Origin of the sequence: Paracoccus sp. (in: a-proteobacteria), from assembly GCF_047605025.1 — a bacterium.
GTDB lineage: Bacteria > Pseudomonadota > Alphaproteobacteria > Rhodobacterales > Rhodobacteraceae > Paracoccus.
Genome location: NZ_JASGGO010000001.1, coordinates 358396 through 382782 on the forward strand (window position 1 = coordinate 358396; position 24387 = coordinate 382782).

Consider the following 24387-nt stretch of genomic DNA (forward strand, 5'->3'; position numbering starts at 1 on the left):
AAGGGAAAGTCGGCCTTTGCGTCGCCGCGCGGGCTGCGCTAAACCCACGCGAAACGTCACCGAGAAGTGCTGGAGGCAGGACCGATGAAGGCGACCCGCGCTGCTTTTCTGGCCGCTAGCGTGCTGATCGCGGCCTGGCCCGGCGTCCTGGGCGCGCAGGTCGTCACCAAGCAATATGACGATGGCGGCATCTACGAGGGCACGTTCCGAAACGGCAAGCAGCATGGGCGCGGCAGTTATCGTCTGCCCAGCGGCTACGAATATGCCGGAGATTGGGTCGAAGGCGAGATCCGCGGCCAGGGCAAGGCCAGCTTTCCCAACGGCTCGGTCTATGAGGGGGCCTTCGCGCGCGGCAAGCCGCATGGGCGGGGCAAGATCACCTATGCCGATGGCGGCACTTATGAGGGCGATTGGCGCGACGGCCAGATCACCGGCCAGGGCACGGCGCATTACGCCAATGGCTCGGTCTATGTCGGCGGCTTCACCGATGCGCTGCATGACGGGCGTGGCGTGCTGACCCAGCCCAACGGCTACCGCTACGAGGGCGATTGGAAAGCCGGGCTGAAAGAGGGGCACGGCAAGATCACCTATCCCGACGGCGCCAGCTACGAGGGAGGGATGCAGGCGGATCAGCGCGCGGGGCATGGCACGCTGACCATGCCGGACGGGCTGACCTATGAGGGCGGCTGGTCCGCCGGACAGATGGCAGGGCAGGGCAAGCTGGTTCAGCCCTCGGGCGACACCTATGAGGGGCGCTTCGCCAATGGCCGGCGCGAGGGGCGGGGCGTCGCGCTTTACGCCAATGGCGACCGCTACGAGGGCGATTTTCGCGCGGACCGCCGCGATGGCGGCGGCACGTTCACGGCGACGGACGGCTATGCCTATACTGGCGACTGGGTGCAGGGTCGGATGGAGGGGCTGGGTCGCATCACCTATCCCGACGGCTCGGTCTATGAGGGCGCGCTGAAAGCCGATCTGCCCGAGGGCAAGGGCCTGATCACCTATCTGGACGGCTCCAGCTATGACGGCGATTGGCTGGGCGGCGTGATCGAGGGGCAGGGCAGGGCGAAATACGCCAATGGCATGGTCTATGAAGGCGGCTTCCTGCGCGGCCGGAACGAAGGCCAGGGCCGCATGACCTATCCCGACGGCTATGTCTATAACGGCGCCTGGCGCGATGGCCAGCGCCACGGCCAGGGACAGGCCACCTATCCCGACGGCACCACTTATGACGGTACTTTCGTGGCGGGGCTGCGCCAGGGCAAGGGCCGGCTGATCGCGCCCGACGGCTTTCGCTATGAAGGCATGTGGAAAGAGGGCGAGATCGACGGCGAGGGCGTCGCGACCTATGCCAATGGCGATGTCTATACCGGCCATTTCGTGATGGGCAAGCGCCAGGGCGTGGGCGTGATGCGCTATGGTTCGGGCCAGGTCGCGGAAGGCGAATGGGACGACAACCGCCTGACACGGCCCGAGGGCGCCTCGGGCCAAAGCGTCGCGCCGCAGACCGCCGAGCCACCGCAAGAGCCGCCCGTCGATCCCGCCACCGATACGCGCGGCTGATGGCACCGCCGGCGCGCGTCAAGCTGGCCTCCCCCTTGGATCGCCTGATCGCGCTTTGCGAAACCGGCTGCGATCATGGCTGCCGCGGTCTGGGCGCTTTCGATCTGTCGCCGGTGCATGTGGCCAGTTTCCTGATCAACAGCCGCATGTTCGACGAAAACGCGGCTTTCGTCGTCGCGCGCAGCCTGCGGCGCCGCCGAACCGCATGAGAAGGCGGCTCGGCGGTGCCGCGCTGCGATCCATAAGCCGATGCCCAGCCCGTCTTACTTGCCCAAATATCCTGGGGGGAACGTCCTGCCGACCCCATCGAGGGGTCGTCAGGACGTGGGGGGCAAAGCCCCCCGGGTGCCCGCGAAACCCGGGATCACCCGATCAGCTTGCAGGCGTCGCTTTCCGGCCAATGCGCAAAGGGCAGGACGCGCCCGCCGCGCCGGCTTTCGGCCACGCGGTCCAGGTCCACCCGTGCCTTGACCCAGCCGGGGCGGTCCATCTCGCCCTCGGCCAGGATGCCGGTCTCGGGCCAGATCCCGTCCGAGGGGACGTAGATCGAGGCCCGGCCACGGTTCTCGTCGACCGCCGGATTCCAGTCGCAGGCCCCGACCGTGGGCGCATGGGCGACCACGCATTGGCTTTCAAGCGCCCGCGCCATGGACCCGATGCGGACGCGGTTGAAGCCCGCCACCGTGTCCGTGCACGAGGGCACCAGCAGCACCTCGACGCCGGCCTCGGCCAGCCGCCGCGCCAGAAGCGGGAATTCGCTGTCATAGCAGATCAGGATGCCCAGCCGGCCCACGGCGGTGTCGAAGACCCGCAGGCCGGGCGCGCCGGCGATGCTCCATTCGTCGCGCTCGATCCGGGTCATGATCTGCTTGTCCTGATGACCGATGCGCCCCTCGGGTCCGAACAGGACGGCGCGGTTATGGGGCCGCGCGCCGTCGTAATGCGGGGCCGACGCGGCCAGGATATGCAGCCCATGCGCGGCGGCCAGTTCGGCATGCAGGGCATCGCGCGCCTCGGCGTGGCGCGCCACCTCGCGCAGCGCGGCCTCGACTTCTCCGGCGACCTTCTTGCCACCCAGAGAGGCCAGTTCCATCGAGCCATATTCGGGAAAGATCAGCAGGTTGCAGTCCGACGCCGCCTCGACCCAGCGGGTCAGCTTGGCGCGATAGGCATCGAAGTCGTCGAACCAGTCCAGATTATAGGCAGCGGCGGCGATCTTGATTTCGCGTGTCACAGGGTCTTCATCCAGAATTGCAGCGGTTTCATGCTCGATTCCGGTGCATCCAGGTCCTTCCAGTCGAACTCAGCAACCACACCGGAAAGGGGCTCATAACCCCTTTTGCGCCAGAAGTCATCCAGCGGGCGATAATCGGCGGGGCGCAGCGGATGGCCTGCGGGGCGAACCACGCTGCAAAAGGCGCTGTAGCGCCGTCCCAGGGCACGCGCCTGCGCCTCGCGTCCGTCGAAAAACGCATGGCCCAGGCCCTGTCCGCGATAGCCGGGCAACAGCACCGATTCCGCGCAATAAAAGATCTGCTCCAGCGGTTCCGGCCGTCCGGCGAAAGCCGCGGCGAAATCCTGGGCGTGATACTCGATCGGGGCGCCGGTCGCGGCGCCGATCATGCGCGCGCCGTCCCAGGCCCCCACGACCACGGCGCCCGGCGCCTGATAGGCGCGCAGATATTCCCGCTCATAATCCAGGTTGCCATCGTAGAGATAGGGCCAGTCGCGAAACACCGCGATGCGCAGCGCCGCCAGGTCGTTCATTGCCGCCAGGACCGATTCTCCGGTCAGGACCCGCGTGCGGATCATGCCGAGACCTGCCGCACCCAGTCGGCCAGGTTGTAATAGGTGGTCAGCCGCGTGATCTTGCCGTCGCGAAGGGTGAAGAAGGCCCCGGCGGGCAGGACATAGGCTTGCCCCCTGGCCTCGGGCAGGCCCGCATCGGTCTTCAGATAGCTGCCATGCACGGTGAATTCGGCGGCGGCGCGGTCGCCCGCCTCATTGGCAAAGATGACCAGGTCGGCCAGGCGTTCGCGATAGCTCTCGCTCATATGGGCGTTGAAGGCCCGGAACGCCTCGATCCCGCGCCGGACCTGGCCTTCGTTGACATAATGTTCTAAATCCTCACTCAGATAGGTGAGCATCTCGTCAGTGCGGCCGGCGTTGAATGCCCGATAATAGGCGGCGATCAGGGCCTTGCTATCCATGGGAAAACCTTTCTGCTCTGCTTTTCGGCGAACCCGCGTCCGGCGTTCATCCCGGCCTTTCCATCTTGCGCCAATAATTTATACATAATGAGCATATATAATGGATTGCAGCGGCGGGAGAGGCTTTTGGTCAGTGACAAGCAGGGCGCAGGATCGCGACATGCCGCGCCGGTGCTGCCTGCGCAACCCGAATCGCCAGCCGGCGCGGATCTTCGTGTCGCCAAGGCGGGGCTGGCTGTCTTTGACGGCGATCTGCGCCTGTTGCGCCACGATGCGGTGTTCTTGCATCATTTCGCCGGGGACGCGCCGCTGATCCGGGGGCTTGGCCTGCGCCGGCTGCTTGAGAATGCGGGGCGGATCGCCGATCCTGAAGCTTGGCTTTCTGTGATGGTCCGGGGTGATGGCAGCCTGCTGCTGGACCAGCGCCCCGGCATCCTTCTGGGCTGGACCGCCCGGTTGAGCCCTGGCCAGGAGTTGGAGTGCCGCGTCTTCGAGATCGCCGGGCCGCCAAGCATGCCGGACCACCTCGCCCAAGATCTGGCGATTCGCGCCGAGCGCAGCCGGTTCGAACTGTTGGCACGGGTGCGGCACGACATCGCCGAACCGGCCGAGGCGCTGCGGGCTGCCCTTGGCGGGCTGGAGGATTCGGGGATCGGGCCGGCGCAGCGGCCGCATCTGCAAGCGGCCGAGCAGGCATTGGCCCGCCTTGCCCGTATCCATGACGAGGCCATGGAGCTTGCCCGCGACGCGGTGGGCGGCGCGCTGCCCGTGCAACAGGCATTCGACATCGTCGAGCTTGCCGTGGTGGTGCTTGAACGGATGCGCAATGAAGCGGCGGCCGTCAAGACGCGGCTGCGCCTGGTCCTTGATCCCTGCCTGCCACCGCAACGCCTGGGGGATGCGGGTTTCGTGCGCCAGGTGATGCTGGCCCTTCTGGTCAACGGCCTGCGCTTCGGCGACCGGGAAGAGGTCGTCCTGCATATTCATGACAGCCCCTCGGGCTGCGTGCTTCTGGTTCGCGACGGCGGGCAGGGCATCGCGCCCGAACAGGTGGACAGTGCCTTCCAGGATTTCGTCCGCCTGTCGGGCAGCGAGGAGTTCCCCGGCTTCGGCCTGGGCCTGCCGGTCGCGGCGCGGCTGGTCGCGGCCATGCGCGGCAAACTGTGGTATCACCGCGACGAGACCGGCTCGACCTTTGGGGTCGAACTGCCCTTTCCAGCCTTGGGCGAGGGCGCGGGACAGCCGCTGGCCGGGCGACGCCTGGCCTGTATCGGTTTTCCGCCGAGCCTGCGCCGGAACTGGCTGCGGCGGCTGACCGCGCTTGGGGCGCGGATCTGCCCGCCGGCGGCGGCCCCCGGCCCGGAACTGGTGCTGCTGCCCTCTGCCCTGGCCAATCCCGCGTCGAGGGTTCCGCAACTGACCGTGGACGAAACCGGCGGTCCGGCCGACCTTTCCGGCCCGGTGTCGCAGGCCGGGCTGGCGGCGGCGATCCTAGCGCGTCTGTAAAGACGCGGCGGATTTGCATTCGCGCGGCGGTGGTGTAGCCATGGCGGGAAAGCAGCAGGGAAAAGCCAGCATGTCCGCAAGGCAGATCGATTGTTTCAAGGCTTACGATGTCCGTGGCAGGCTCGGGATCGAACTGGATCAGGATGTGGCCTATCGGATCGGCCGCGCCTTCGCCCAGGCGCGGTCCGCGCGCGACGTGATCGTGGGACGCGACTGCCGCGAAAGCTCGCCCGCGCTGGCCCAGGCCCTGATCCGTGGCCTGACCGAGGGCGGCGCCCATGTCCGCGACCTGGGCCTTGCCGGCACCGAGGAGATGTATTTCGCCACCGCCCATTTCGGTGCGGATGGCGGGATCGAGGTCACGGCCTCGCATAATCCGATCGATTACAACGGCATGAAGCTGGTCGGCGCCGGCGCCGCGCCGCTGGACCCGGAGACCGAATTCGCGCAGTTGGCCGCGTTGGCCCAGGCGGGCGATTTCCGGCCCGCCAAGCTTGCCACGGCCCGCGATTTCCCCGAGGCCCGCGCCGCCTATGCCCGCGCCCTTGTCGATTTCGTGGATGTCGCCATGTTGAAGCCGATGACCGTGCTGGTCAATGCGGGCAATGGCACCGCCGGGCCGACCTTCGACGCCATCGCCGATGAGCTTGCGGCGCGCGGGGCGCCGATCCGGTTCATCCGCATCAACCATGACCCGGATTCCGGCTTTCCGAACGGTATCCCGAACCCGCTGCTGCCGGAAAACCAGCCCATGACCGCCGATGCGGTCCGCGCCCATGGCGCCGATCTGGGCGTGGCCTGGGACGGGGATTTCGACCGCTGTTTCTTCTTTGACGAGGCGGGCAATTTCATCCCCGGCGAATATATCGTGGGCCTGTTGGCGGCGGCCTTCCTGGAAAAGCATCCCGGCGAGCGGATCGTCCACGACCCCCGCGTGGTCCTGAACACCCGCGCCGTGATCGCCCAGGCCGGCGGCCAGGCGGTCCAGGCCCGCACCGGCCATGCCTTCGTCAAGAAGGCGATGCGCGAATCGGGCGCGATCTATGGCGGCGAGATGTCGGCGCATCATTATTTCCGCGATTTCGCCTTTGCCGATAGCGGCATGATTCCCTGGCTGTTGGTGGTCGAGCTTATCTCGCGCAAGGGCCAGCCCCTGGGGGCGCTGCTGCGCGAGCGCATGGCGGCCTTTCCTTCGTCGGGCGAGATCAATTTCCGCCTGACCGATCCCGACGCCGCCATCACCCGCGTGCTGGACGCGTTCCAGGCGCAGGCGATACGCCGCGACGACATGGACGGGATCAGCCTTGAGATGCCCGGCTGGCGCTTCAACCTGCGCCGCTCGAATACCGAGCCGGTGGTGCGCCTTAACGTCGAATCCGAGGCCGATCCCGAACTGGTGCGCGAAAAATCCGAACGGATCGGCCGGATCCTGACCGCCGGCCAGATCTGACCCGCCGCCGCTGTCGCCGCCGCTGTCACCGTCGTCCTCGCGGCTTCTAGGCCGCGAGACAGGGCGCGCCAGGCGGCAGCCTAGAACGCGTTGCGGGGCATGGGCAGGTCGCCCCGGTTATAGGGCTTCCAATCCTCGATCTCGGGATAGAATTGCCGGCGCCAGGCGCGGACGCGCGGGTTCATCCGCCGCCGCCACAGGGGAGGCACCATCGCCAGGAAGGTCATCGCCGGATAGCCCAGGGGCAGTTGCGGGGCCTCTTCCTGGGAATAGGTTTGCAGCAGGGGAAAGCGGCGGTCGGGCTTGTAATGGTGATCCGAGTGGCGTTGCAGGTTGATCAGCAGCCAGTTCGTCGCCGTATGCGAGGCGTTCCAGCTATGACGCGGCAGGACATGCTCATACCGGCCCCCGCCCAGATGCTTGCGGGTCAGGCCGTAATGCTCGACGTAATTCGTCAGCTCAAGCTGCCAGATGGCGATGAATGCCTGAAAGACGAACAGGCCCAGCCCCGCCCAGCCGCCAAACGCCAGCGCCAGGGCCAGCATCGCCAGTTGCAGCGCGCCGTAGCGCCAGAAGGGGTTGCGGCGGTCCCAGGGCTTGCGGCTGGCACGCGCCAGCCTGCGCGTCTCGGCCCGCCAGGCGCTGGCCGGGCAATCCGCCAGGACGCGCAGGAAAAAGCGGAAGAACCCCTCGTTATAGCGGGCCGAGACCGCATCCCTCGGCGTCGCCACCCAGGAGTGATGCACCAACAGGTGTTCGGTGCGGAAATGCGAATACAGCGTCGAGGCCAGCAGCAGGTCGCCCAGCCAGCGCTCGACCGGGTTCTTCTGGTGCAAAAGCTCATGCGCATAGACGATGCCGATGGTGCCCGAGGCGACACCGATGCCGAAGAACAGGCCCAGGCTCTCCCATCCCGACAATCCGCCGTGGCGCGCCCACCAGATGCCGCCAAGGATCATCGCCGCCTGGATCGGGAACCAGATCACGGTGATCGCGCGATACCAGAAAAGCTGGCCCTCGGGCGTCTCGGTATCGGGGTTTTCCTCGTTCAGGCCCAAGACCGAATCCAGCACCGTCATCAGATACCAGGCGTAAAGCGGCATCAGCAGGAACCAGGCGCCGCCGAAGCGGGCCGCGATCAGGAACAGCGGCACCATGCCCAGCGAAAGCCAGAAGGGCAGGGCGTCGATCAGGCGGGTGCGAAAGGCGCTTGAGGCGTCAGGCATGTCTCAACCATGGCGTGTTTGTTTCCGGCTGGCCAGCGCGGCATGGGGCCGCGGTTTGGGGCGCGCTGGTTCGGCATTGCTGCCTGGACGCGCCAGCGTCCAGACCTTGCGCATCAGTCCCGGCAGGGCGTCGGGGTTGAAGTCGCGCAAGGCCACCAGATTGCCGCGCTGCGGCGCCGTGGTCAACCGCCCCGTCATCACGGTCAGGTCAAGCGCGAAATGGGTGAAGACATGGCGCACCAGGCCCTGCTCGCGCCAATCCGCATCGGCGGGCGGCGGCTGGTCCGATCCGTCCCAGCCTGTCGAGGGAAAGGCCAGCGTGCCCCCCAGCAGACCCTTGCCGGGCCGGGTTTCGATCAGCACCGCATCGTCCTGAAAGCCGATCCAGACCACCCCCAGGCGCTGGGGCTTGGGCTTCTTCGCCAGCTTGCGCGGCAGTTCCGAGGCGATGCCCATGGCGCGGGCGCGGCAGCCGTCCGTCAGCGGGCAGATGCCGCAGGCGGGGCTGCGCGGGGTGCAGATGGTCGCGCCCAGATCCATCATCGCCTGCGCGAAATCTCCGGGACGCAGGCGGGGGGTCAGCGTCTCGGCCAGGGCCACAAGCGCGGGGCGGGCGGTGGGCAGCGGCGTCTCGACGGCGAACAGGCGCGAGACGACGCGCTCGACATTGCCGTCCACCACCGTTTCGGGCAGATCGAAGGCGATGGCGCTGATCGCGGCAGATGTATAGGGGCCGATGCCCGGCAGCGCCGCCAGTTCCGCGCGGGTCCGGGGAAAGCCGCCCCGCTCGGCCACGGCCCGCGCGCAGGCCAGAAGGTTGCGGGCGCGGGCGTAATAGCCAAGGCCCGCCCATTCGGCCATGACGGCGGCATCCTCGGCCAGGGCCAGATCGTCCACCGTCGGCCAAAGCCCGGTGAAGCGCAGGAAATAGGATTTCACCGCCGCCACGGTGGTCTGCTGCAACATCACCTCGGACAGCCAGACACGATAGGGGTCGGCCCGGCCCCCGCCCGGCGGCACCCGCCAGGGCAGGACGCGCGCGTGCCGATCATACCAGTCCAGAAGGCCGGTCGCGATCTCGTGCGTATTGGGGGCGCGGGAGTCACGCAATTTTCAGCCTCTTCTCTCTGGCGTCCGGGCGCGGCTCGGTCCAGACTGCCCGCCATATTAACCATATGGTCGCGGCATGGCCCGAATGAAACCCGAAACTGCCCCGCGCCGCCGCATGCGCGGTTTCGAGGCGGCGGCCCTGCTGGTCGCGCAGCGGGTCCGCTTGGTGGGCGAGGCGCGCGGCTTTGCCGTGGCGCGCCTGCTGACCCATTGGGAGGAAGTCGTCGGCCCCCAGATCGCCGCCCATACCAGGCCCGTCAGGGTCAGCCACGGCAAAAGCTTCGGCGCCACGCTGACGCTTCTGGTGCCGGGCGCGCGGGCGCCGATGATCACCATGCAGCTTGAACAGATCCGGGCCAAGGTGAATGCCTGCTATGGCTTCAACGCGGTGGCGCGGATCAGCCTGACCCAGACCGCGCCGACGGGGTTCGCCCAGGCCCAGGCGGGCTTTGCCGAGGCACAGGCCAGCTTCGCCGGCCCCAGCCCCGGCCCCGGCCGCGTGCCCGACCCCGCGCGGGCCGAGAGGGCCGAGGCCATCGCCCGCGATTTCGCCGACCCCCGGCTTTCCGCCGCCATGCGGCAGATGGCGCTGAACATCCTGTCCCGCCGGGACGCAAACGACCGAAAGGCCCATATATGACTTTCTCTCGCCGCTCTCTGGTCGCCGCCGCTGTGGCCGCGATGACCGCCGCCGCGATCTCTCCCGTCATGGCGCAAGAGGCGCAGACGACCCAGGGCCAAGCCGCCCCGGCCGAGACCATGCCCCAGGGCAAGGTGCTGCCCGACATCGTGCTGGGCCAGGAAGGCGCGCCGGTCACGGTGATCGAATATGCCAGCTTCACCTGTCCGCATTGCGCGGCCTTCCACGACGATAACCTGCCCAAGCTCAAGGCCGAATATATCGACAGCGGCAAGGTCAAGCTGATCCAGCGCGATGTCTATTTCGACGCCGTGGGGCTTTGGGCGGGGATCCTGGCGCGTTGCGGCGGGGATGAGAAATATTATCCCGTCTCGGACATGCTCTTTTCAGAGCAGAAGACCTGGCTGAATGCGAAAAGCGGTGACGAGATCGCGGCCAATCTGCGCAAGATCGGCGCCAAGGCCGGCATGACCCCCGAGCAGATGGATGCCTGCTGGGCCGACAAGCAGAAGGTCGCGGATCTGGTCACCACCTTCCAGAAGAATGCCACCGAGGACAAGATCGAAGGCACGCCGACTTTCATCATCCAGGGCGAGACCGTGCAGAACCAGCCCTGGGACGAGATGAAGAAGATCATCGACGCCAAGCTCGCCGAGGCGGCAAAGCAGGGATGACACCCCTTGCCGGCGTGAAGGTCGTCGAGCTTGCGCGCATCCTGGCCGGTCCTTGGGCCGGTCAGATCCTGGCCGATCTGGGCGCCGATGTGGTCAAGGTCGAGGCGCCCGAGGGCGACGATACCCGCCGCTGGGGGCCGCCCTTCATCGAGCATGAGGGCGAGCGGGCGGCGGCCTATTTCCACGCCGCCAATCGCGGCAAAAGCTCGGTCGTCGCCGATTTCCGCACGCCCGAGGGCCGGGAAAAGGTCCGTGACCTGATCCGTGGCGCCGATGTGGTGATCGAGAACTTCAAGGTCGGGGGCCTGGCGAAATACGGGCTGGATTATCCCTGCCTGGCCGCCCTGAACCCGCGCCTGATCTATTGCAGCGTGACCGGCTTTGGACAGACCGGGCCATATGCCCATCGCGCGGGCTATGACTATATCATACAGGGCATGTCCGGCCTGATGAGCGTGACCGGCGCCGCCGATGGCCAGCCGCAGAAGGTCGGCGTCGCGGTGGTGGACCTGCTGACCGGGGTTTACGCGGCCGTGGGCATCCTGGCCGCGCTGCATCAGCGGCAGGCGACGGGCCGGGGCCAGCATGTGGACATGGCGCTTTTCGACGTGGCGACGGCGGCGATGGCCAATCAGGCGATGAACTATCTGGCGACGGGCCGGGCGCCGCGGCGGCTGGGCAACGATCACCCGAACCTGGTGCCTTACGCGGTCTTCGACTGCGCCGATGGCTGGATCATCATCGCGACCGGAAATGACGCGCAATATCGCAGGCTGTGCGCGGTGCTGGGTCTGCCGGCCCTGGCGGATGCGCCCGCCTATGCGACGAATGCCGCCCGCGTCGCCCATCGCGAGGCGCTGACGGCGGCGCTTAGCGCCGTCACCGTCACCTGGAAGCGGGATGCGCTTCTGGCCGCGCTTGAGGGGCAGGGCGTGCCAGCCGGTCCGATCAACGATCTGGCGGATGTCTTCGCCGATCCCCAGATCGTGGCGCGGGGCTTGCGGATCGCGCCGCAGGGCGTGCCGGGCGTGCGCCTGCCGATCCTGTTCTCGGCTGCCGATCTGGCGTTGGACCGCGCCTCTCCCCGCCTGGGCGAGGGCGACGGTTAAAGCCCCAGCTAAAGCCCCAGCTAAAGCCCCAGCGCCGTCAGGCTGTCGTCCAACGCGGCCGCATCCTCAAGCTCCAGCCGCACCGGCAGGGTCAGCACCTTGGGCCGGAAGCCGCGCGGCAGGCGTGCCGCGTCCTTTTCTGTGGTGACAAGCTGGGCCTGGGCCAGCCGCGCCTCGGTCTCAAGCCGGGTCAGCAGGGCGGGAGTGAAGGGCTGGTGATCCTCCAGCGCCTCGGCCCGCGCGATCCGGGCGCCAAGGCCCCGCAGCGTGTCAAAGAACTTCTCGGGATGGCCGATCCCGGCAAAGGCCAGCACGCGCAGGTCCTGCCAGTCCATGCCCGTGCGCAGCGGCATCAGCGCGCCCCGCAGATGCGGCGGGCGGGGACGGGCGCCCCAGTCGCGGGCGAAAGCGGCCTGTGCCGGGGGCGGGCCGATCGACAGCAGCAGACCGGCCCGCGCCAGCCCCTGCTCGGCCGGCTCGCGCAGCGGTCCCGCCGGCAGGCAAAGCCCGTTGCCGAAGCCCTTCGCCGCATCGACCACCACCAGCGACAGGTCATGCGCCAGGCCGGGGTCCTGAAACCCGTCATCCAACAGGATCGCGCCGGCGCCGGCCTCGATCGCGGCCCTGGCCCCCGCCACCCGGTCGTCCGAGACCCAGACCGGAGCGAAGGCCGCCATCAGCAGCGGCTCGTCGCCGACCTGCGCGGCCTCGTGACGCGCCTCGTTTACCCGCAAAGGCCCCTTTTCGCTGCCGCCATACCCGCGTGAGACGATATGCACCGCGACCCCGCGCCGGATCAGGCGCTGCGCCAGCATGATCGTGCTGGGGGTCTTGCCGGTGCCGCCCGCATTCACGTTGCCGACGCAGATCACCGGCACGGGCAGGCGCGCGCGCTTGCCCCCGGCCAGCCGCCGTGCCGTGGCCGAGGCGTAAAGCGCGCCCAGGGGCGCCAGAAGCCGCGCCTTCAGGCCGGGGGGCTGATACCAGAAGCGGGGGGCCTGACGGATGTTCACGGGCTTTCCTCCATCGCCTGGATCAGCGCATCGGCGATGCGGCGCAGGACCGCCGCGCCGCCGGTGCTGACCGACCAGGCATTGCCCGCCAGGATCGCGGCCTGATCCGGGGCGGTCAGGTCGGCGATGGCGCGGGCCAATGTCTCGGGGTCCGTGACCAGCCGTGCCGCCGAGGCGCCGTCCAACTGCACCCATTCCGCCCCGTAAGGCCCCGGCTGCGGACCGTGGATGATGGCCGAGCCAAGGGCCGCCGGTTCGAACGGATGGCGCGGCGCCAGCCCCGGACCGGGCAGCAGCGTGCCGCCCATGAAGCAGACGGGCGCCAGGCGATACCACAGCCCCATCTCATAGGGGTCGTCCGCGATCAGGATATGGTCGTCCGGCTCGGGGTCCTCGTCCTCGGCGCGCAGCACGGCGGCCAGGCCAAGCTTTTCGGTCTCGGCGCGGATCTCGGGCAGCAATGCCTCGGGCAGACCCGCCAGGATCAGCAGGGCGCGGTGATTGTGGTGCAGCATCGCCTGATGCGCGGCCAGCAGGGCCTGGGCCTCGGGCAGGCTGGGACAGGCCGCCAGCCAGACATGGCGGCCGCGCAGGATCTGGGCCAGCGCGGCGCGCTCGGCCTCGTTCACGGGCAGGGGCGGCAGGGTTTCGGTGACGGGGCCGATGACCTCGATCCGGGCGGGAGCGGCGCCCAGTTGCCGGGCGGTGGCGGCGGCGGTCGCATCCGGTGCCAGGATACGACCGATCCGCGAAATCAGCCCGCGATTGATCGCCCCCCGCCACGAGCCGGCGCGGCTATAGGCGACCAGCCGCGTCTCGCAAAGCAGGATCGGCAGTCGGGCATCGGCGCATTCGGTGATCAGCGCGGCGGGCAACTGGTCGCCCAGCAGCAGCAACGCCCGAGGCTTCAGCACCTGCATCGCCTCGCGGACGGTGGCGCTGTCGCGCATCGGCGGCAGGGTAACGGTGCGCAGGCCCGGCGTCAGCATGCCTTTGTCGGGCGGCGAGCCGGTAAAGGCAAAGCGCAGGTTCGCGCGCCGCGACAGAAGCGCCCTGATGATCGCCAGCACGGGCGGCGGATCGTCCGCCCGCTCCGACAGATGCATCAGGATCAGCGGCCCGTCTCCGGGCGGCGGCTGGATCCGGGGCGGCGAGGCAGGGCCAAGCCCCGAGCGCCGCCGCAGATGCAGCCAAAGCGCCAGCGAGGCCGTGGTCTGTCCCGCCAGGGCCATGGCGGAGCTTAGCCGCCCAGTTCCTCGGTCGGGCTTCCCACGCGTTCCTCATCGCGCAGCCGGTGCAGGTGGGCGATGAAATAGCGGGTATGGGCGCTGTCCACGGTGCGCTGCGCCTCGGCTTTCCAGGCGGCGAAGGCGCTGGCATAATCGGGATAGATTCCCACGATATGGATCTGGCTGGTGTCGCGGAACTCGCTGCGGGTGGGGTCGACAAGCTCGCCGCCGAAGACGAGGTGAAGGCGCTGGGCCATTCCATTCTCCTGCATTCTCAATCGAGGGGAAATTAGCCGAGCGACCGCGCGGAACCAAGCGGATTCAGACCTGTGCCTGTCCTTTCCGCATCGCGGCATCGGGACCGGATTGCTGGGGCCTGATTGGTGCGGGTGGAGGGACTTGAACCCTCAAGCCATAGGCGGGGCATTTTAAGTGCCCTGTGTATACCGTTCCACCACACCCGCAACTGGCGACCCAAAATCACAAGGATCATGAATGATCAACACCATCAAGACCAAACGGCACATTCTTCCGCTCTTCTTCATCGCCCTTCAGGTGCTTCGTCGTCGGGAGAGGGTCCGCAGTTCGTCCGACTTCATCTCGTGGATGGACCCGGAACTCGATGGCTGACGCGATCGGAAGGTTCAGGCGAAACTGGTTGGCCGAAGATTTCGTCCGCGGGATCGAATACGGAGCCTCCTTCCGTGTAGATGACAGAGAGAGGCAGTCTCGGTCATCCCATCATAGGTGCCGCTTCCCGGTCGTGGAGAGGTTTTGCCGCAAAGGACCCGCTTGCCGCATCATTGGCGAAGGACAGGCGCGAACCTTGAAGGATCGGCGCCGCTTTTGCGCGTGGCTCAGCGGATGGGATCGGCCTGATCGCTCCATTTCCCGTCCGCCAACTTCCCCGTCCGGGGCAGGCGGAACTGAACGCAGGTGGTGGTAAGGATGGTTTTATTCCCCATGCGTCAACCGTTCCACCACGCCCGCGCCGCGCTCTGGCTGGCGGCGGGGCGGGGCAAGAGCCGGGGCTATTGCCGGATGCCCTTGAAGCGGTCCTGCCATGCGTCGCGGCTTTCGTCGCTGATCTTGGCAAACAGCACGCCCGGGACCGTGAAGGCATGGCCGGCGGGCAGGGCCTGCAAGGCGGCGCCGGGGTCGGTTGGCCAATCGCGATCCTGGGCTTGCATCGCATCCAGCATGGTCTCGGCGGCGAAGGGGATGAAGGGGGCCGAAAGGACCGCATAGAGCCGAATCAGGTTCAGCCCCAGCCGGACCTGCATCGCGGCCTTTTCCGGGTCGGTCTTGAAGGTGGTCCAGGGGGCGGCGGATTGCAGGTATTCGTTGCCCAGGACCCAGATCGCGCGCAGTTCGGCGGCGGATTTGCGGATCTCCATATGGTCCATGAAACCCTCATAGGCGCGGATGCGGGCGGTCAGTGCCTGGGTCAGGGCCTCCTCCTCGGGGCCGTAGCTGCCGCCTTCGGGAAGCGTCTCTCCGAACTTGCTGCGGCAGAACTTGGTGATGCGGCTGACGAAATTGCCCAGAACATCGGCCAGGTCCTTGTTCACCGATTGCTGGAAATTGTCCCAGGTGAATTCGCTGTCGCCGGATTCGGGCGCGTGGGACAGAAGCCACCAGCGCCAGTAATCGGCGGGCAGGATCGAAAGCGCCTGGTCCATGAACACGCCGCGCCCCTGCGAGGTCGAGAACTGGCCGCCGTCATAAGTCAGGTAGTTGAAGGACTTGATGTAATCGACCAGCTTCCAGGGCTCGCCCGAGCCGATGATCGTGGCGGGGAAGGACAGGGTGTGGAAGGGCACGTTGTCCTTGCCCATGAACTGGGTATAGGTCACATCGCCCGCGCCTTCGTCCAGGCGCCACCAGCGGCGCCAGGCGCTGTCGGGCAGGCCGGCCTTGTCGGTGCCCTCGGCGGTGCCGGCGATATATTCGATGGGCGCGTCGAACCAGACATAGAAGACCTTGCCCTCCATTCCCGGCCAAGGCTGATCGCCTTTCCTGACCGGGATGCCCCAGTCCAGATCGCGGGTGATGCCCCGGTCCTGCAACCCGTCGCCGTCGTTCAGCCATTTCTTCGCGATCGAGGTGGTCAGGATCGGCCAGTCGGTCTTGCTGTCGATCCAGGCGGCGATCCGGTCCTTCAGCGCGCGCTGGCGCAGATACAGATGCTTGGTCCTGCGCACTTCGAGGTTCGTCGAGCCGCTGATCGCCGAGCGCGGCTCGATCAGGTCGGTCGGGTCGAGCTGCTTGGTGCAGTTCTCGCATTGATCGCCCCGTGCCTTGTCGTAGCCGCAATTGGGGCAGGTGCCCTCGATATAGCGGTCGGGCAGGAAACGGGCGTCGTCGATGGAATAGACCTGGCTTTCCTCGACCTCGGAGATCCAGCCGTTCTCGTCCAGCCTGCCCGCGAAATGCTGGGTCAGGATGTGGTTGCGTTCCGAGGAGGAGCGCCCGAAATGGTCGAAGGACAGGCCGAAATCGCGGGCGATTCCGGCTTGGATGTCATGCATTTCGGCGCAGTAGACCGGGACCGGCTGGCCCGCCTTCTTGGCCGCGAGTTCGGCCGGGGTGCCATGTTCGTCCGTGGCGCAGACGAACATCACCTCATGTCCTCGCTGGCGCAGGTAGCGGGCGTAGAGGTCCGCCGGAAGCTGAGAGCCGACGAGATTGCCGAGGTGCTTGATCCCGTTGATATAGGGGATCGCCGAGGTGATGAGATGCCGGGCCATGATGCGTCCTTCGTGATCGGGGCCATCTCTAGCCGCGATGGCGCGGCTTGGAAAGTGCGTGATCCGCGCCGTCCCCAAGGGCTTTGCCGGGGCGGGACGCGATGGGGATTGGGAATGCGGCGCTAAAATTCCAGGATTTTCGGGGAAGGGGTCGGTTCCGGTCGCCCAGAGCCGTGCCTTGCCCCTATGCGAGGCGCGCATCGCTGAAGGGGGCGAGCCGCTTTGCGTTAAGGTGTGGTGCGTGCGGAGTGCCGGGGGGCTTTGCCCCCCACGCCTGACGGCCTCCTCAATGGAGGCCGTCAGGCGTTCCCCCCAGGATATCTGCGCAAGGAAGACATCAGGGCGTCGGTCGGGGATGGGCGAGGGCGAGGGCAAGAAGATCGGAGACGCCTCGGCTGAGCGGCAGCGCTTCCTCGGGGGGCGGATTCAGGATGCGTGACTGCGTAAACCAGGCCGCGTCCTGTGCGTCGTCGGCCGCCCTCGGTTCGCCCGCCTGATAGTCGCAAAGCACCGCCGCCAGCAGGAAATGGAAGCGCAGGGTGCCGTCCGGATCGTGGGCGATCATGTCGATATTGTCGAGATAGGCGCGGGGATGGGCGGTCACGCCGGTTTCTTCGAGAAGCTCGCGGGCGGCTGCGGCGAGCGCGGTTTCGCCCGGTTCGACATGCCCGCCCGGAAAGCCCCACAGCCCGGCATCGGGCGGGTTGCGCCGCCGCACCAGCAGCACCTGATCACCGCGAAGCGTGACCGCCAGCGCAGCCAGCCGGGGAAAATGCCGCCGAGCTTCTTGCGGCGGCGTTTGGCCGAGGGGCGGCGCGGCGGGCATGGGCGCGGTGCCCGTCAGCGGCGGCGGTCGCGGCGCGAACTCATCGGCTGGAACGCCACGCCGACATGCGCCTCGCAATAGGGTTTGCCGGGGGCCGAGGGCAGGCCGCAGAACCAGAACTTGTCCGTCGCCGGATCGCCGATGGGCCATTTGCAGGTCCGCTCGGTCAGTTCCATCAGCGTCAGCTTCCGGGCACGCTTCTCGACCTCGCGGACCGAGGCCAGCGCCTCGGGGCTGATCTCATTGGCCGAGGGTTGGGGCGGTAGTGGCTGGCCTGCCGGCACGATGGGACGGCGGTTGAAATTGACCGCCGGCTGGGCCGATGCCGCGGCCGGTTCGGGCTGCGGCTCGGCTGCCGGTTGGGCGGCGGGCTGGGGCGCGGGTTCGGGTTCGGGTTCCGGCTGCGGTTCGGGTGTCGCGGGGGCCGCCGCCGCCGCCGGCTGGGGGGCGGGCTTGGCCTCGGGGGCGGGCGCGGCGGGGGCCGGCTCGGCCCCTTCCTCGGCGCGGTTCGAGAGGCCCAGGCGATGGACCTTGCCGATCACCGCATTGCGCGTCACGCCGCCCAGTTCCTTGGCGATCTGGCTGGCCGACTGGCCTTCGGCCCACATGCGTTTCAGCGTCTCGACGCGCTCGTCGGTCCAGGACATGGTTTGCCTTTCCTGCACCGGTTCCGGCCCGGTGCCTTTGTGTTCGTGGCTTCAAATCTGTTCACGGCTTCAATTCCGCGCGGACCGGCCTTAGAACCGGGGCCCGGAAAACCGGCGATAGCCAGATTTAGCCGGCCGGACCCGCAAATTCAAGGAGCGCCGATGCGACCCAGCCCTCTCCTGCCCCCCGCCGGTTGCCGCCAGATGGGCGTGCGCCGCTTTGGCCGGGTGAATTGGCTAGGACTCTATACCCTGTCGCGGCGCGAGATCATGCGCTTCCTGAACGTCTGGCAGCAGACGATCTTTGCGCCGCTGATGACCTCGGCCCTGTTCGTGACAGTCTTTGCCCTGGCCCTGGGCCAGCATCGGGGCGAGGTGATGGGCCTGCCCTATCTGGCTTTCCTTGGCCCCGGCATCCTGATGATGACGGTGATCCAGAACGCCTTCGCCAACAGTTCATCCAGCATCATCTCGGCCAAGATGCAGGGCAATATCGTCGATACGCTGATGCCGCCCCTGTCGGCGGCCGAGATTTTGGCCGGCTATCTGATCGGTGCCGTCGCGCGGGCGCTGATCGTGGCGGCGGCGATCGCGCTTGGCATGGCGCTGGTGATCGGACAGGGGGTCGCGCATCCCCTTTCGGCGCTGGCCTTCGTGGTGCTGGGCGCGTTGCTGATGGGCGGGCTTGGCCTTCTGGCCGGGATCGCGGCGCAGAAATTCGACCAGATGGCGGTGATCTCGAACTTCATCGTGACGCCGCTTTCCTTTCTGTCCGGCACCTTCTATTCGGTTCAGGCGCTGCCCCAGCCATTCCGGGCGCTGGCGCATTGGAACCCGATCTTCTATCTGATCGACGGGGCGCGCTATGGCATGGCCGGGGTCTCGGACGCGCCGGTGTGGCGGGGCTTGCTGGTTTGCGGCCTGGCCGTGGTCCTGGTCCTGGGCATCGCCTGGCGCTGGCTTTCCACCGGCTATCGGATGAAGCCCTGAAAGCCGTTGCGCGGCCCGGAATTCCGCGCTATGCGAGAGGCATGATCGCCCGGACCGCCCGTATCGCCCGTCCCCGACGTTGATTTTTCGACGTTCGATCCCGCCTGCCCTTTCCCTATTCCTGTCGCCGCCCCGTTCCGGGGCTTCGCCCGCAAGAGGACAATTCCATGATTCCGCACGTCCTGCCGACCTATAACCGCACCTCTTTCGCTTTCGCGCGCGGCGAAGGCGCCTGGGCCATCGCCACGGACGGCACCCGATACCTGGACCTGGGCGCGGGAATCGCGGTGAACGCCCTGGGCCACGCCAATCCCGAACTGGTGGCGGCGCTGACCGAGCAGGCGGGCAAGATCTGGCATGTCTCGAACCTTTACCAGATCCCCGAGCAGGAGCGGCTGGCCGATCTTCTGGTCGCCCATACCTTTGCCGATACCGCCTTCATCACCAATTCCGGCACCGAGGCCGCGGAGCTCGCGATCAAGATGGCCCGCAAATACTGGTATGAGAAGGGCGAGGACCGGATCGAGATACTGACCTTCGAGGGTGCCTTCCATGGCCGCTCGACCGGGGCCATCGCGGCTTCGGGGGCCGAGAAGATGGTCAAGGGCTTCGGCCCCTTGATGCCCGGTTTCCGGCAGTTGCCATGGGGCGACATGACCGCGCTGGAGGCGGCGATTTCCCAGACGACCGCCGCCGTCATGCTGGAGCCGATCCAGGGCGAGGGCGGGATCCGGCCGCTTGCCGACGCCGATCTGAGGCGGGTGCGCGAGCTTTGCGACCGGACCGGGGCACTGCTGGTCCTTGACGAGGTGCAATGCGGCATGGGCCGGACGGGGCGGCTTTTCGCACATGAATGGGCCGGGATCGCGCCAGACATCATGATGGTCGCCAAGGGCATCGGCGGCGGCTTTCCGCTGGGCGCGGTGCTGGCCACCGAGCAGGCCGCCTCGGGCATGGCCGCGGGCACGCATGGTTCGACCTATGGCGGCAATCCGCTGGCCTGCGCGGTGGGCGCGCGGGTGATGGAGATCGTCTCGGCCCCCGAATTCCTGGCCGAGGTCAACCGCAAGGCCGCGCTGTTGCGCCAGAAGCTGGAAGGGCTGGTCGCCGCCCATCCCGATGTCTTCGAGGGCGTGCGCGGGCAGGGGCTGATGCTGGGGCTGCAATGCAAGCCGGCCCCGGCCGAACTGGTCAAGGCGGGCTATGACGAGCGGATCCTGACCGTGCCCGCCGCCGACAATGCGTTGCGCCTGCTGCCGCCGCTGAACATCACCGATGACGAGATCGCGGAGGCGGTGGCCCGGCTGGATCGCGCCGCCAGCCGGCTGGATGGATAGGCTCGGCGTTTCTCGGCTCGGCCGTGACGACCTTCCCATGCCGGAAGTGCCGGATCCGGCGGCGCATGGCCTGCCCGCGCGGACAATGACCTGGCCCCGATGAGGCCGCGCAGATCCCCGGCCTGATCGGGGCATGACCCTTGACCTTGTGCCGGCAAAGCGGCTTGCTGGCCGGAGCCTTCCGAAAGACGATAGGACGATGAACAGCTTTCTTGACATCCATACTACCGACAAGGCCGATCTGCGCGGCATGATCGACGCCGCGCGCCGGATGAAGGATGCGCGCGCCGGCCAGCCCAAGGGGGCGGCCGATGCCGAGCAGCCGCTGAAGAACCGCATGGTGGCGCTGATCTTCGAGAAGCCCTCGACCCGCACCCGCGTCAGCTTCGACCTGGGCGTGCGCCAGATGGGCGGCCAGACCATGGTGCTCTCGGGCAAGGAGATGCAGCTTGGCCATGGCGAGACCATCGCCGACACCGCCCGCGTGCTGTCGCGCTATGTGGACCTGATCATGATCCGCACCTTCGAAGAGGCGACGCTTCTGGAGATGGCGGAACATGCCAGCGTGCCGGTGATCAACGGGCTGACGAACCGGACCCATCCCTGCCAGATCATGGCCGATGTGATGACCTTCGAGGAACATCGCGGCCCCATCGCTGGGCGCAAGGTGGTCTGGTCGGGGGATGGCAACAATGTCTGCGTCTCGATGATCCATGCGGCGGGGCAGTTCGGCTATGACTTCACCTTCACCGGTCCTTCGACCCTGGACCCCGAGCGCGAGGCGCTGGATTTCGCCCGCGCGCAAGGGGTGCAGGCGGTGATCGAGCGCGACCCGGCGAAGGCGGTGCGGGGCGCGGATCTGGTGGTGACGGATACCTGGGTCTCGATGCATGATCCCCAATCGGCGCGCGAGCGGCGGCACAACCAGCTTCGCGGCTATCAGGTCAACGAGGCGCTGATGGCGCGGGCCAAGCCCGATGCGCTGTTCATGCATTGCCTGCCGGCGCATCGCGACGACGAGGTGACGAGCGCGGTGATGGACGGGCCGAACTCGGTCATCTTCGACGAGGCCGAGAACCGGCTGCATGCGCAAAAGGCCGTCATGCGCTGGTGTCTGGGCGTCTAGGTCCGCGATATGAGGGTTGCTTGATGGTGTCCGGCGGGGCTTGGTCCGCGTTCGGGCAGTCCCCTCGCCGAAATCGCGCGCCTTGCTTGCGACATCCCGGATCGCGGGAAAGCCCTTTTACCGCGTCGGAACAGGCTCATCGCCGGAATAGTCGTAAAAGCCGCGCCCGGTCTTGCGGCCCAGCCACCCGGCCTCGACATATTTCACCAGCAGCGGGCAGGGCCGGTATTTCGTGTCGGCCAACCCGTCATGCAGCACGTTCATGATCGCAAGGCAGGTGTCCAACCCGATGAAATCCGCCAGTTCCAGCGGTCCCATGGGATGGTTCGCGCCCAGTTTCATCGATTCGTCGATGGATTTGACCGAGCCGACGCCTTCGTAAAGCGTATAGACCGCCTCGTTGATCATCGGGATCAGGATGCGATTGACGATGAAGGCGGGGAAGTCCTCGGCGCTGGCGGCGGTCTTGCCGATCCTCTCGACCACGCCGACCAGTTCCTGGAACACGCCCTCGTCGGTGGCGATGCCCCGGATCAGTTCGACCAGTTGCATCACCGGCACGGGGTTCATGAAATGCACGCCCAGGAAGCGGCCGGGGCGGTCGGTGCGGCTGGCGAGCCGGGTGATCGAGATCGAGGAGGTGTTCGAAGCCAGGATCGTCTCGGGCTTCAGATGGGGTAGCAGATCCTCGAAAATGGCGTGCTTGACGGCTTCGCGTTCGGTCGCGGCCTCGATCACCAGATCGCACTGGCCCAGTTCGGCAAGCTGCGGTGTCGTCAGGATGCGCTTCAAGGTGGCGTCGCGGTTCTCGGCCGAGATCTTGCCGCGGCTGACCTGACGGTCCAGGTTCTTCTCGATCAGGGCCAGGGCCTTGTCCAGCGCCTCGCGCGAGATATCGGTCATCAGCACGTCATAACCCGCCAGCGCGAAGACATGCGCGATGCCATTGCCCATCTGGCCGGCCCCGATCACGCCCACCGATTGAATCGTCATGGTCCTACCTCTTTCTGCGCCCCGCAGGACGATAGGCGCAAGCGACGGGGGCGTTCAATCGGAAAACCGCTCCCGATGGGGAGCGGCCTGTTTCAAGGGCCGGGGGCTTTGCCCCCACGATTTGCCTGCCCCTCAATGGGGCAGGCAAACCGTTCCCCCAGGATATTTGGCAAGGAAGAAGGCGCTTAGAGTTTTCCGGTGAGTTCGGGGACAGTTGTGAAGAGGTCTCCGACCAGGCCGTAATCGGCGATCTGGAAGATGGGGGCCTCTTCGTCCTTGTTGATGGCGACGATGACCTTCGAATCCTTCATCCCCGCCAGGTGCTGGATCGCGCCGGAAATCCCCACCGCGACGTAAAGCTCGGGCGCGACCACCTTGCCGGTCTGCCCGACCTGCCAGTCGTTCGGCGCATAGCCCGAATCGACCGCCGCGCGCGAGGCGCCCACCGCCGCGCCCAGCTTGTCGGCCAGTGCCTCGATGATCGCGAAGCTTTCCTTCGAGCCCAGGCCGCGACCGCCCGAGACCACGCGCTTGGCCGAGGTCAGCTCGGGCCGATCCGATTGGGCCACCTCGTCCGAGACCCAGCTCGACAGGCCCGGATCCTCGGCCGGCGCCGCGTCCGAAACCGGGGCCGCGCCGCCGATCCCCGCCGCCTCGAAGCTTGCCGTGCGCAGCGTGAAGACCTTTTTCGCGTCGCGCGATTTCACCGTCTGGATCGCGTTGCCGGCATAGATCGGACGCTCGAACGTGTCGGCGTCGATCACCGCCGAGACATCCGACAGCACCATCACGTCCAGAAGCGCCGCGACGCGGGGCAGGATGTTCTTGGCATCCGTCGTCGCCGGCGCCGCGATATGGCTGTAATCGCCCGCCAGCGCCACGATCAGCGCCGCCGTCGGCTCGGCCAGGCGATGGCCGTAGAGCGGGCTTTGCGCCACCAGCACCTTCGAGACGCTCGCGATCTTGGCCGCCTCGGCTGCCGCCGCCACCGCCGAGGCCCCGGCGCAAAGCACGGTCACATCGCCCAGGCCCTTGACGGCATTGACGGCTTTCGCGGTCGCATCGACGTTCAGCGCGCCGTCGGCGACCTCACCCAGGATCAGAACGGCCATCAGATCACCCCCGCTTCTTTCAGTTTTCCGACCAGTTCATCGACGGAGCCCACCTTGATCCCGGCCTTGCGTCCTTCGGGTTCGCGCACCGAGACGACCTCCAGGCGCGGGGTCACGTCGACGCCGTAATCCGCCGGGGTCTTTTCCTCCAGGGGCTTCTTCTTGGCCTTCATGATGTTCGGAAGGCTGGCATAGCGCGGCTCATTGAGCCGCAGGTCGGCGGTGACGACCGCGGGCAGCGCGACCTCGATGGTCTGCAAGCCGCCGTCGACCTCGCGGGTGACGCGGGCCTTGGATCCGTCGATCTCGACCTTCGAGGCGAAGGCCGCCTGGCCCCAGCCCAGCAGCGCCGCCAGCATCTGGCCGGTGGCGTTCATGTCGTTGTCGATGGCCTGCTTGCCGGCGATGACCAGCCCGGCCCCCTCGGCCCTGGCCACGGCGGCGAGGATCTTCGCCACCGCCAGCGGCTCGATATCGGTCTGCACGTCGTCGGCCGCGATGACCAGGATCGCCCGGTCCGCCCCCATGGCCAGCGCCGTGCGCAGCGTTTCCTGCGCCTGCTTCACGCCGATCGAGACCGCGATCACCTCCGAGGCCACGCCCTTTTCCTTCAGCCGGATCGCCTCTTCGACCGCGATCTCGTCGAACGGGTTCATCGACATCTTCACATTCGCAAGATCGACACCACTGCCGTCCGCCTTCACGCGGGCCTTCACGTTGTAGTCGATCACGCGCTTCACGGGCACGAGGAGCTTCATAAACCTCTTCCTTTTGGTTTGCGTCACCTGGTCGCGCAATGTGTTAGCGGGGCGTTGGCGCCAATGACAGAGAAAAAGCGACAGGATTGCGTCGTTAAGCGACGATCCATGCCTGTTG

25 protein-coding genes and 1 tRNA gene are annotated in these 24387 nt (G+C 67.2%); 11 read left to right on the forward strand and 15 right to left on the reverse strand.

Translation table 11 applies throughout. From position 1 onward, the window contains the following. Positions 1-84 precede the first annotated feature (84 nt). Positions 85-1563, forward strand: a complete 1479-nt coding sequence (locus QM682_RS01650; protein WP_415126432.1) for a 2-isopropylmalate synthase — start codon at positions 85-87, stop codon at positions 1561-1563. Beyond that, the gene (locus QM682_RS01655; protein ID WP_415126434.1) at positions 1563-1772 is read left to right on the forward strand and encodes a DUF6331 family protein; all 210 of its coding nucleotides are present in this window, start codon (positions 1563-1565) and stop codon (positions 1770-1772) included. The genes QM682_RS01650 and QM682_RS01655 overlap by 1 nt, the downstream gene beginning before the upstream one ends. A gap of 155 nt (positions 1773-1927) precedes the next feature. Here the strand turns inward: QM682_RS01655 and QM682_RS01660 are convergent, their stop codons facing one another. The 3 genes from QM682_RS01660 to QM682_RS01670 are packed head-to-tail and all read right to left on the reverse strand — an operon-like array spanning position 1928 to position 3773. Next, entirely contained in the window at positions 1928-2785 is an 858-nt protein-coding gene (locus QM682_RS01660; RefSeq protein WP_415126529.1) for a carbon-nitrogen hydrolase family protein, read from the reverse strand. 8 nt (positions 2786-2793) lie between these two features. Further along, on the reverse strand, positions 2794-3375 hold the full coding sequence (locus QM682_RS01665; RefSeq protein WP_415126436.1) for a GNAT family N-acetyltransferase: 582 nt from the start codon (positions 3373-3375) through the stop codon (positions 2794-2796). After that, entirely contained in the window at positions 3372-3773 is a 402-nt protein-coding gene (locus QM682_RS01670; RefSeq protein WP_415126437.1) for a ketosteroid isomerase-related protein, read from the reverse strand. The genes QM682_RS01665 and QM682_RS01670 overlap by 4 nt, the downstream gene beginning before the upstream one ends. Before the next feature lie 126 nt (positions 3774-3899). Between QM682_RS01670 and QM682_RS01675 the strand changes: the two genes are divergently transcribed. Continuing rightward, positions 3900-5279, forward strand: coding sequence for a sensor histidine kinase (locus QM682_RS01675; protein ID WP_415126439.1), 1380 nt, complete (start codon positions 3900-3902; stop codon positions 5277-5279). 70 nt (positions 5280-5349) lie between these two features. After that, a complete protein-coding gene (locus tag QM682_RS01680) occupies positions 5350-6729 on the forward strand; it encodes a phosphomannomutase (RefSeq protein WP_415126441.1) in 1380 nt (459 codons plus the stop codon). A gap of 80 nt (positions 6730-6809) precedes the next feature. Here QM682_RS01680 and QM682_RS01685 read toward each other — a convergent pair whose 3' ends face one another. After that, complete coding sequence (locus QM682_RS01685) at positions 6810-7955, reverse strand: alkane 1-monooxygenase (RefSeq protein ID WP_415126443.1); 1146 nt, start codon at positions 7953-7955, stop codon at positions 6810-6812. A 3-nt stretch (positions 7956-7958) separates the two neighbouring features. Continuing rightward, entirely contained in the window at positions 7959-9065 is a 1107-nt protein-coding gene (locus QM682_RS01690) for an A/G-specific adenine glycosylase (protein ID WP_415126445.1), read from the reverse strand. Between the two features lie 76 nt (positions 9066-9141). Here QM682_RS01690 and QM682_RS01695 point away from each other — a divergent pair, with 76 nt between their 5' ends. From QM682_RS01695 to QM682_RS01705, 3 genes are read left to right on the forward strand one after another with little or no spacing between them, the layout of a single operon-like run. Beyond that, positions 9142-9705: a DUF721 domain-containing protein gene (locus tag QM682_RS01695; RefSeq protein WP_415126447.1), complete on the forward strand. Its 564-nt coding sequence runs from the start codon at positions 9142-9144 to the stop codon at positions 9703-9705. Then, positions 9702-10379, forward strand: coding sequence for a DsbA family protein (locus QM682_RS01700; RefSeq protein WP_415126449.1), 678 nt, complete (start codon positions 9702-9704; stop codon positions 10377-10379). Before QM682_RS01695 ends, QM682_RS01700 begins: the two co-directional genes overlap by 4 nt. Further along, positions 10376-11488, forward strand: coding sequence for a CaiB/BaiF CoA transferase family protein (locus QM682_RS01705; RefSeq protein WP_415126451.1), 1113 nt, complete (start codon positions 10376-10378; stop codon positions 11486-11488). Before QM682_RS01700 ends, QM682_RS01705 begins: the two co-directional genes overlap by 4 nt. 20 nt (positions 11489-11508) lie before the next feature. Here the strand turns inward: QM682_RS01705 and lpxK are convergent, their stop codons facing one another. The 4 genes from lpxK to QM682_RS01725 all read right to left on the reverse strand — a co-directional run bounded on the left by lpxK (position 11509) and on the right by QM682_RS01725 (position 14194). Beyond that, positions 11509-12501, reverse strand: coding sequence for a tetraacyldisaccharide 4'-kinase (lpxK, locus tag QM682_RS01710; RefSeq protein WP_415126453.1), 993 nt, complete (start codon positions 12499-12501; stop codon positions 11509-11511). Beyond that, positions 12498-13733: a 3-deoxy-D-manno-octulosonic acid transferase gene (locus QM682_RS01715; protein ID WP_415126455.1), complete on the reverse strand. Its 1236-nt coding sequence runs from the start codon at positions 13731-13733 to the stop codon at positions 12498-12500. Before QM682_RS01715 ends, lpxK begins: the two co-directional genes overlap by 4 nt. 8 nt (positions 13734-13741) lie before the next feature. Then, positions 13742-13987: a DUF4170 domain-containing protein gene (locus QM682_RS01720; protein WP_415126457.1), complete on the reverse strand. Its 246-nt coding sequence runs from the start codon at positions 13985-13987 to the stop codon at positions 13742-13744. Positions 13988-14111: 124 nt separating this feature from the next. Beyond that, positions 14112-14194: transfer RNA gene (locus QM682_RS01725), tRNA-Leu, on the reverse strand. 31 nt (positions 14195-14225) lie between these two features. Between QM682_RS01725 and QM682_RS01730 the strand changes: the two genes are divergently transcribed. After that, positions 14226-14360: a hypothetical protein gene (locus tag QM682_RS01730; protein WP_415126459.1), complete on the forward strand. Its 135-nt coding sequence runs from the start codon at positions 14226-14228 to the stop codon at positions 14358-14360. 401 nt (positions 14361-14761) lie between these two features. Here the strand turns inward: QM682_RS01730 and metG are convergent, their stop codons facing one another. The 3 genes from metG to QM682_RS01745 form a co-directional block, all read right to left on the reverse strand. After that, positions 14762-16480 carry a methionine--tRNA ligase gene (gene metG, locus QM682_RS01735; protein ID WP_415126461.1) on the reverse strand — a complete coding sequence of 573 codons (1719 nt, stop codon included), beginning with the start codon at positions 16478-16480 and terminating at the stop codon, positions 14762-14764. 337 nt (positions 16481-16817) lie between these two features. Then, positions 16818-17306, reverse strand: coding sequence for an NUDIX hydrolase (locus QM682_RS01740; protein ID WP_415126463.1), 489 nt, complete (start codon positions 17304-17306; stop codon positions 16818-16820). A 14-nt stretch (positions 17307-17320) separates the two neighbouring features. After that, on the reverse strand, positions 17321-17953 hold the full coding sequence (locus QM682_RS01745; RefSeq protein WP_415126465.1) for a GcrA family cell cycle regulator: 633 nt from the start codon (positions 17951-17953) through the stop codon (positions 17321-17323). 162 nt (positions 17954-18115) lie between these two features. Between QM682_RS01745 and QM682_RS01750 the strand changes: the two genes are divergently transcribed. The 3 genes from QM682_RS01750 to argF all read left to right on the forward strand — a co-directional run bounded on the left by QM682_RS01750 (position 18116) and on the right by argF (position 21406). Further along, on the forward strand, positions 18116-18943 hold the full coding sequence (locus QM682_RS01750; RefSeq protein WP_415126467.1) for an ABC transporter permease: 828 nt from the start codon (positions 18116-18118) through the stop codon (positions 18941-18943). Positions 18944-19110: 167 nt separating this feature from the next. Then, positions 19111-20280: an aspartate aminotransferase family protein gene (locus tag QM682_RS01755; RefSeq protein ID WP_415126469.1), complete on the forward strand. Its 1170-nt coding sequence runs from the start codon at positions 19111-19113 to the stop codon at positions 20278-20280. A gap of 199 nt (positions 20281-20479) precedes the next feature. Then, the gene (gene argF, locus QM682_RS01760; RefSeq protein WP_415126471.1) at positions 20480-21406 is read left to right on the forward strand and encodes an ornithine carbamoyltransferase; all 927 of its coding nucleotides are present in this window, start codon (positions 20480-20482) and stop codon (positions 21404-21406) included. 117 nt (positions 21407-21523) lie between these two features. Here the strand turns inward: argF and QM682_RS01765 are convergent, their stop codons facing one another. The 3 genes from QM682_RS01765 to QM682_RS01775 form a co-directional block, all read right to left on the reverse strand. Continuing rightward, on the reverse strand, positions 21524-22399 hold the full coding sequence (locus tag QM682_RS01765; RefSeq protein WP_415126473.1) for a 3-hydroxybutyryl-CoA dehydrogenase: 876 nt from the start codon (positions 22397-22399) through the stop codon (positions 21524-21526). A gap of 185 nt (positions 22400-22584) precedes the next feature. Then, positions 22585-23511 (reverse strand): electron transfer flavoprotein subunit alpha/FixB family protein, encoded by a 927-nt coding sequence (locus QM682_RS01770; RefSeq protein WP_415126475.1) that lies wholly within the window; start codon positions 23509-23511, stop codon positions 22585-22587. Continuing rightward, positions 23511-24269, reverse strand: coding sequence for an electron transfer flavoprotein subunit beta/FixA family protein (locus QM682_RS01775; protein WP_415126477.1), 759 nt, complete (start codon positions 24267-24269; stop codon positions 23511-23513). Before QM682_RS01775 ends, QM682_RS01770 begins: the two co-directional genes overlap by 1 nt. Positions 24270-24387: the final 118 nt, after the last annotated feature.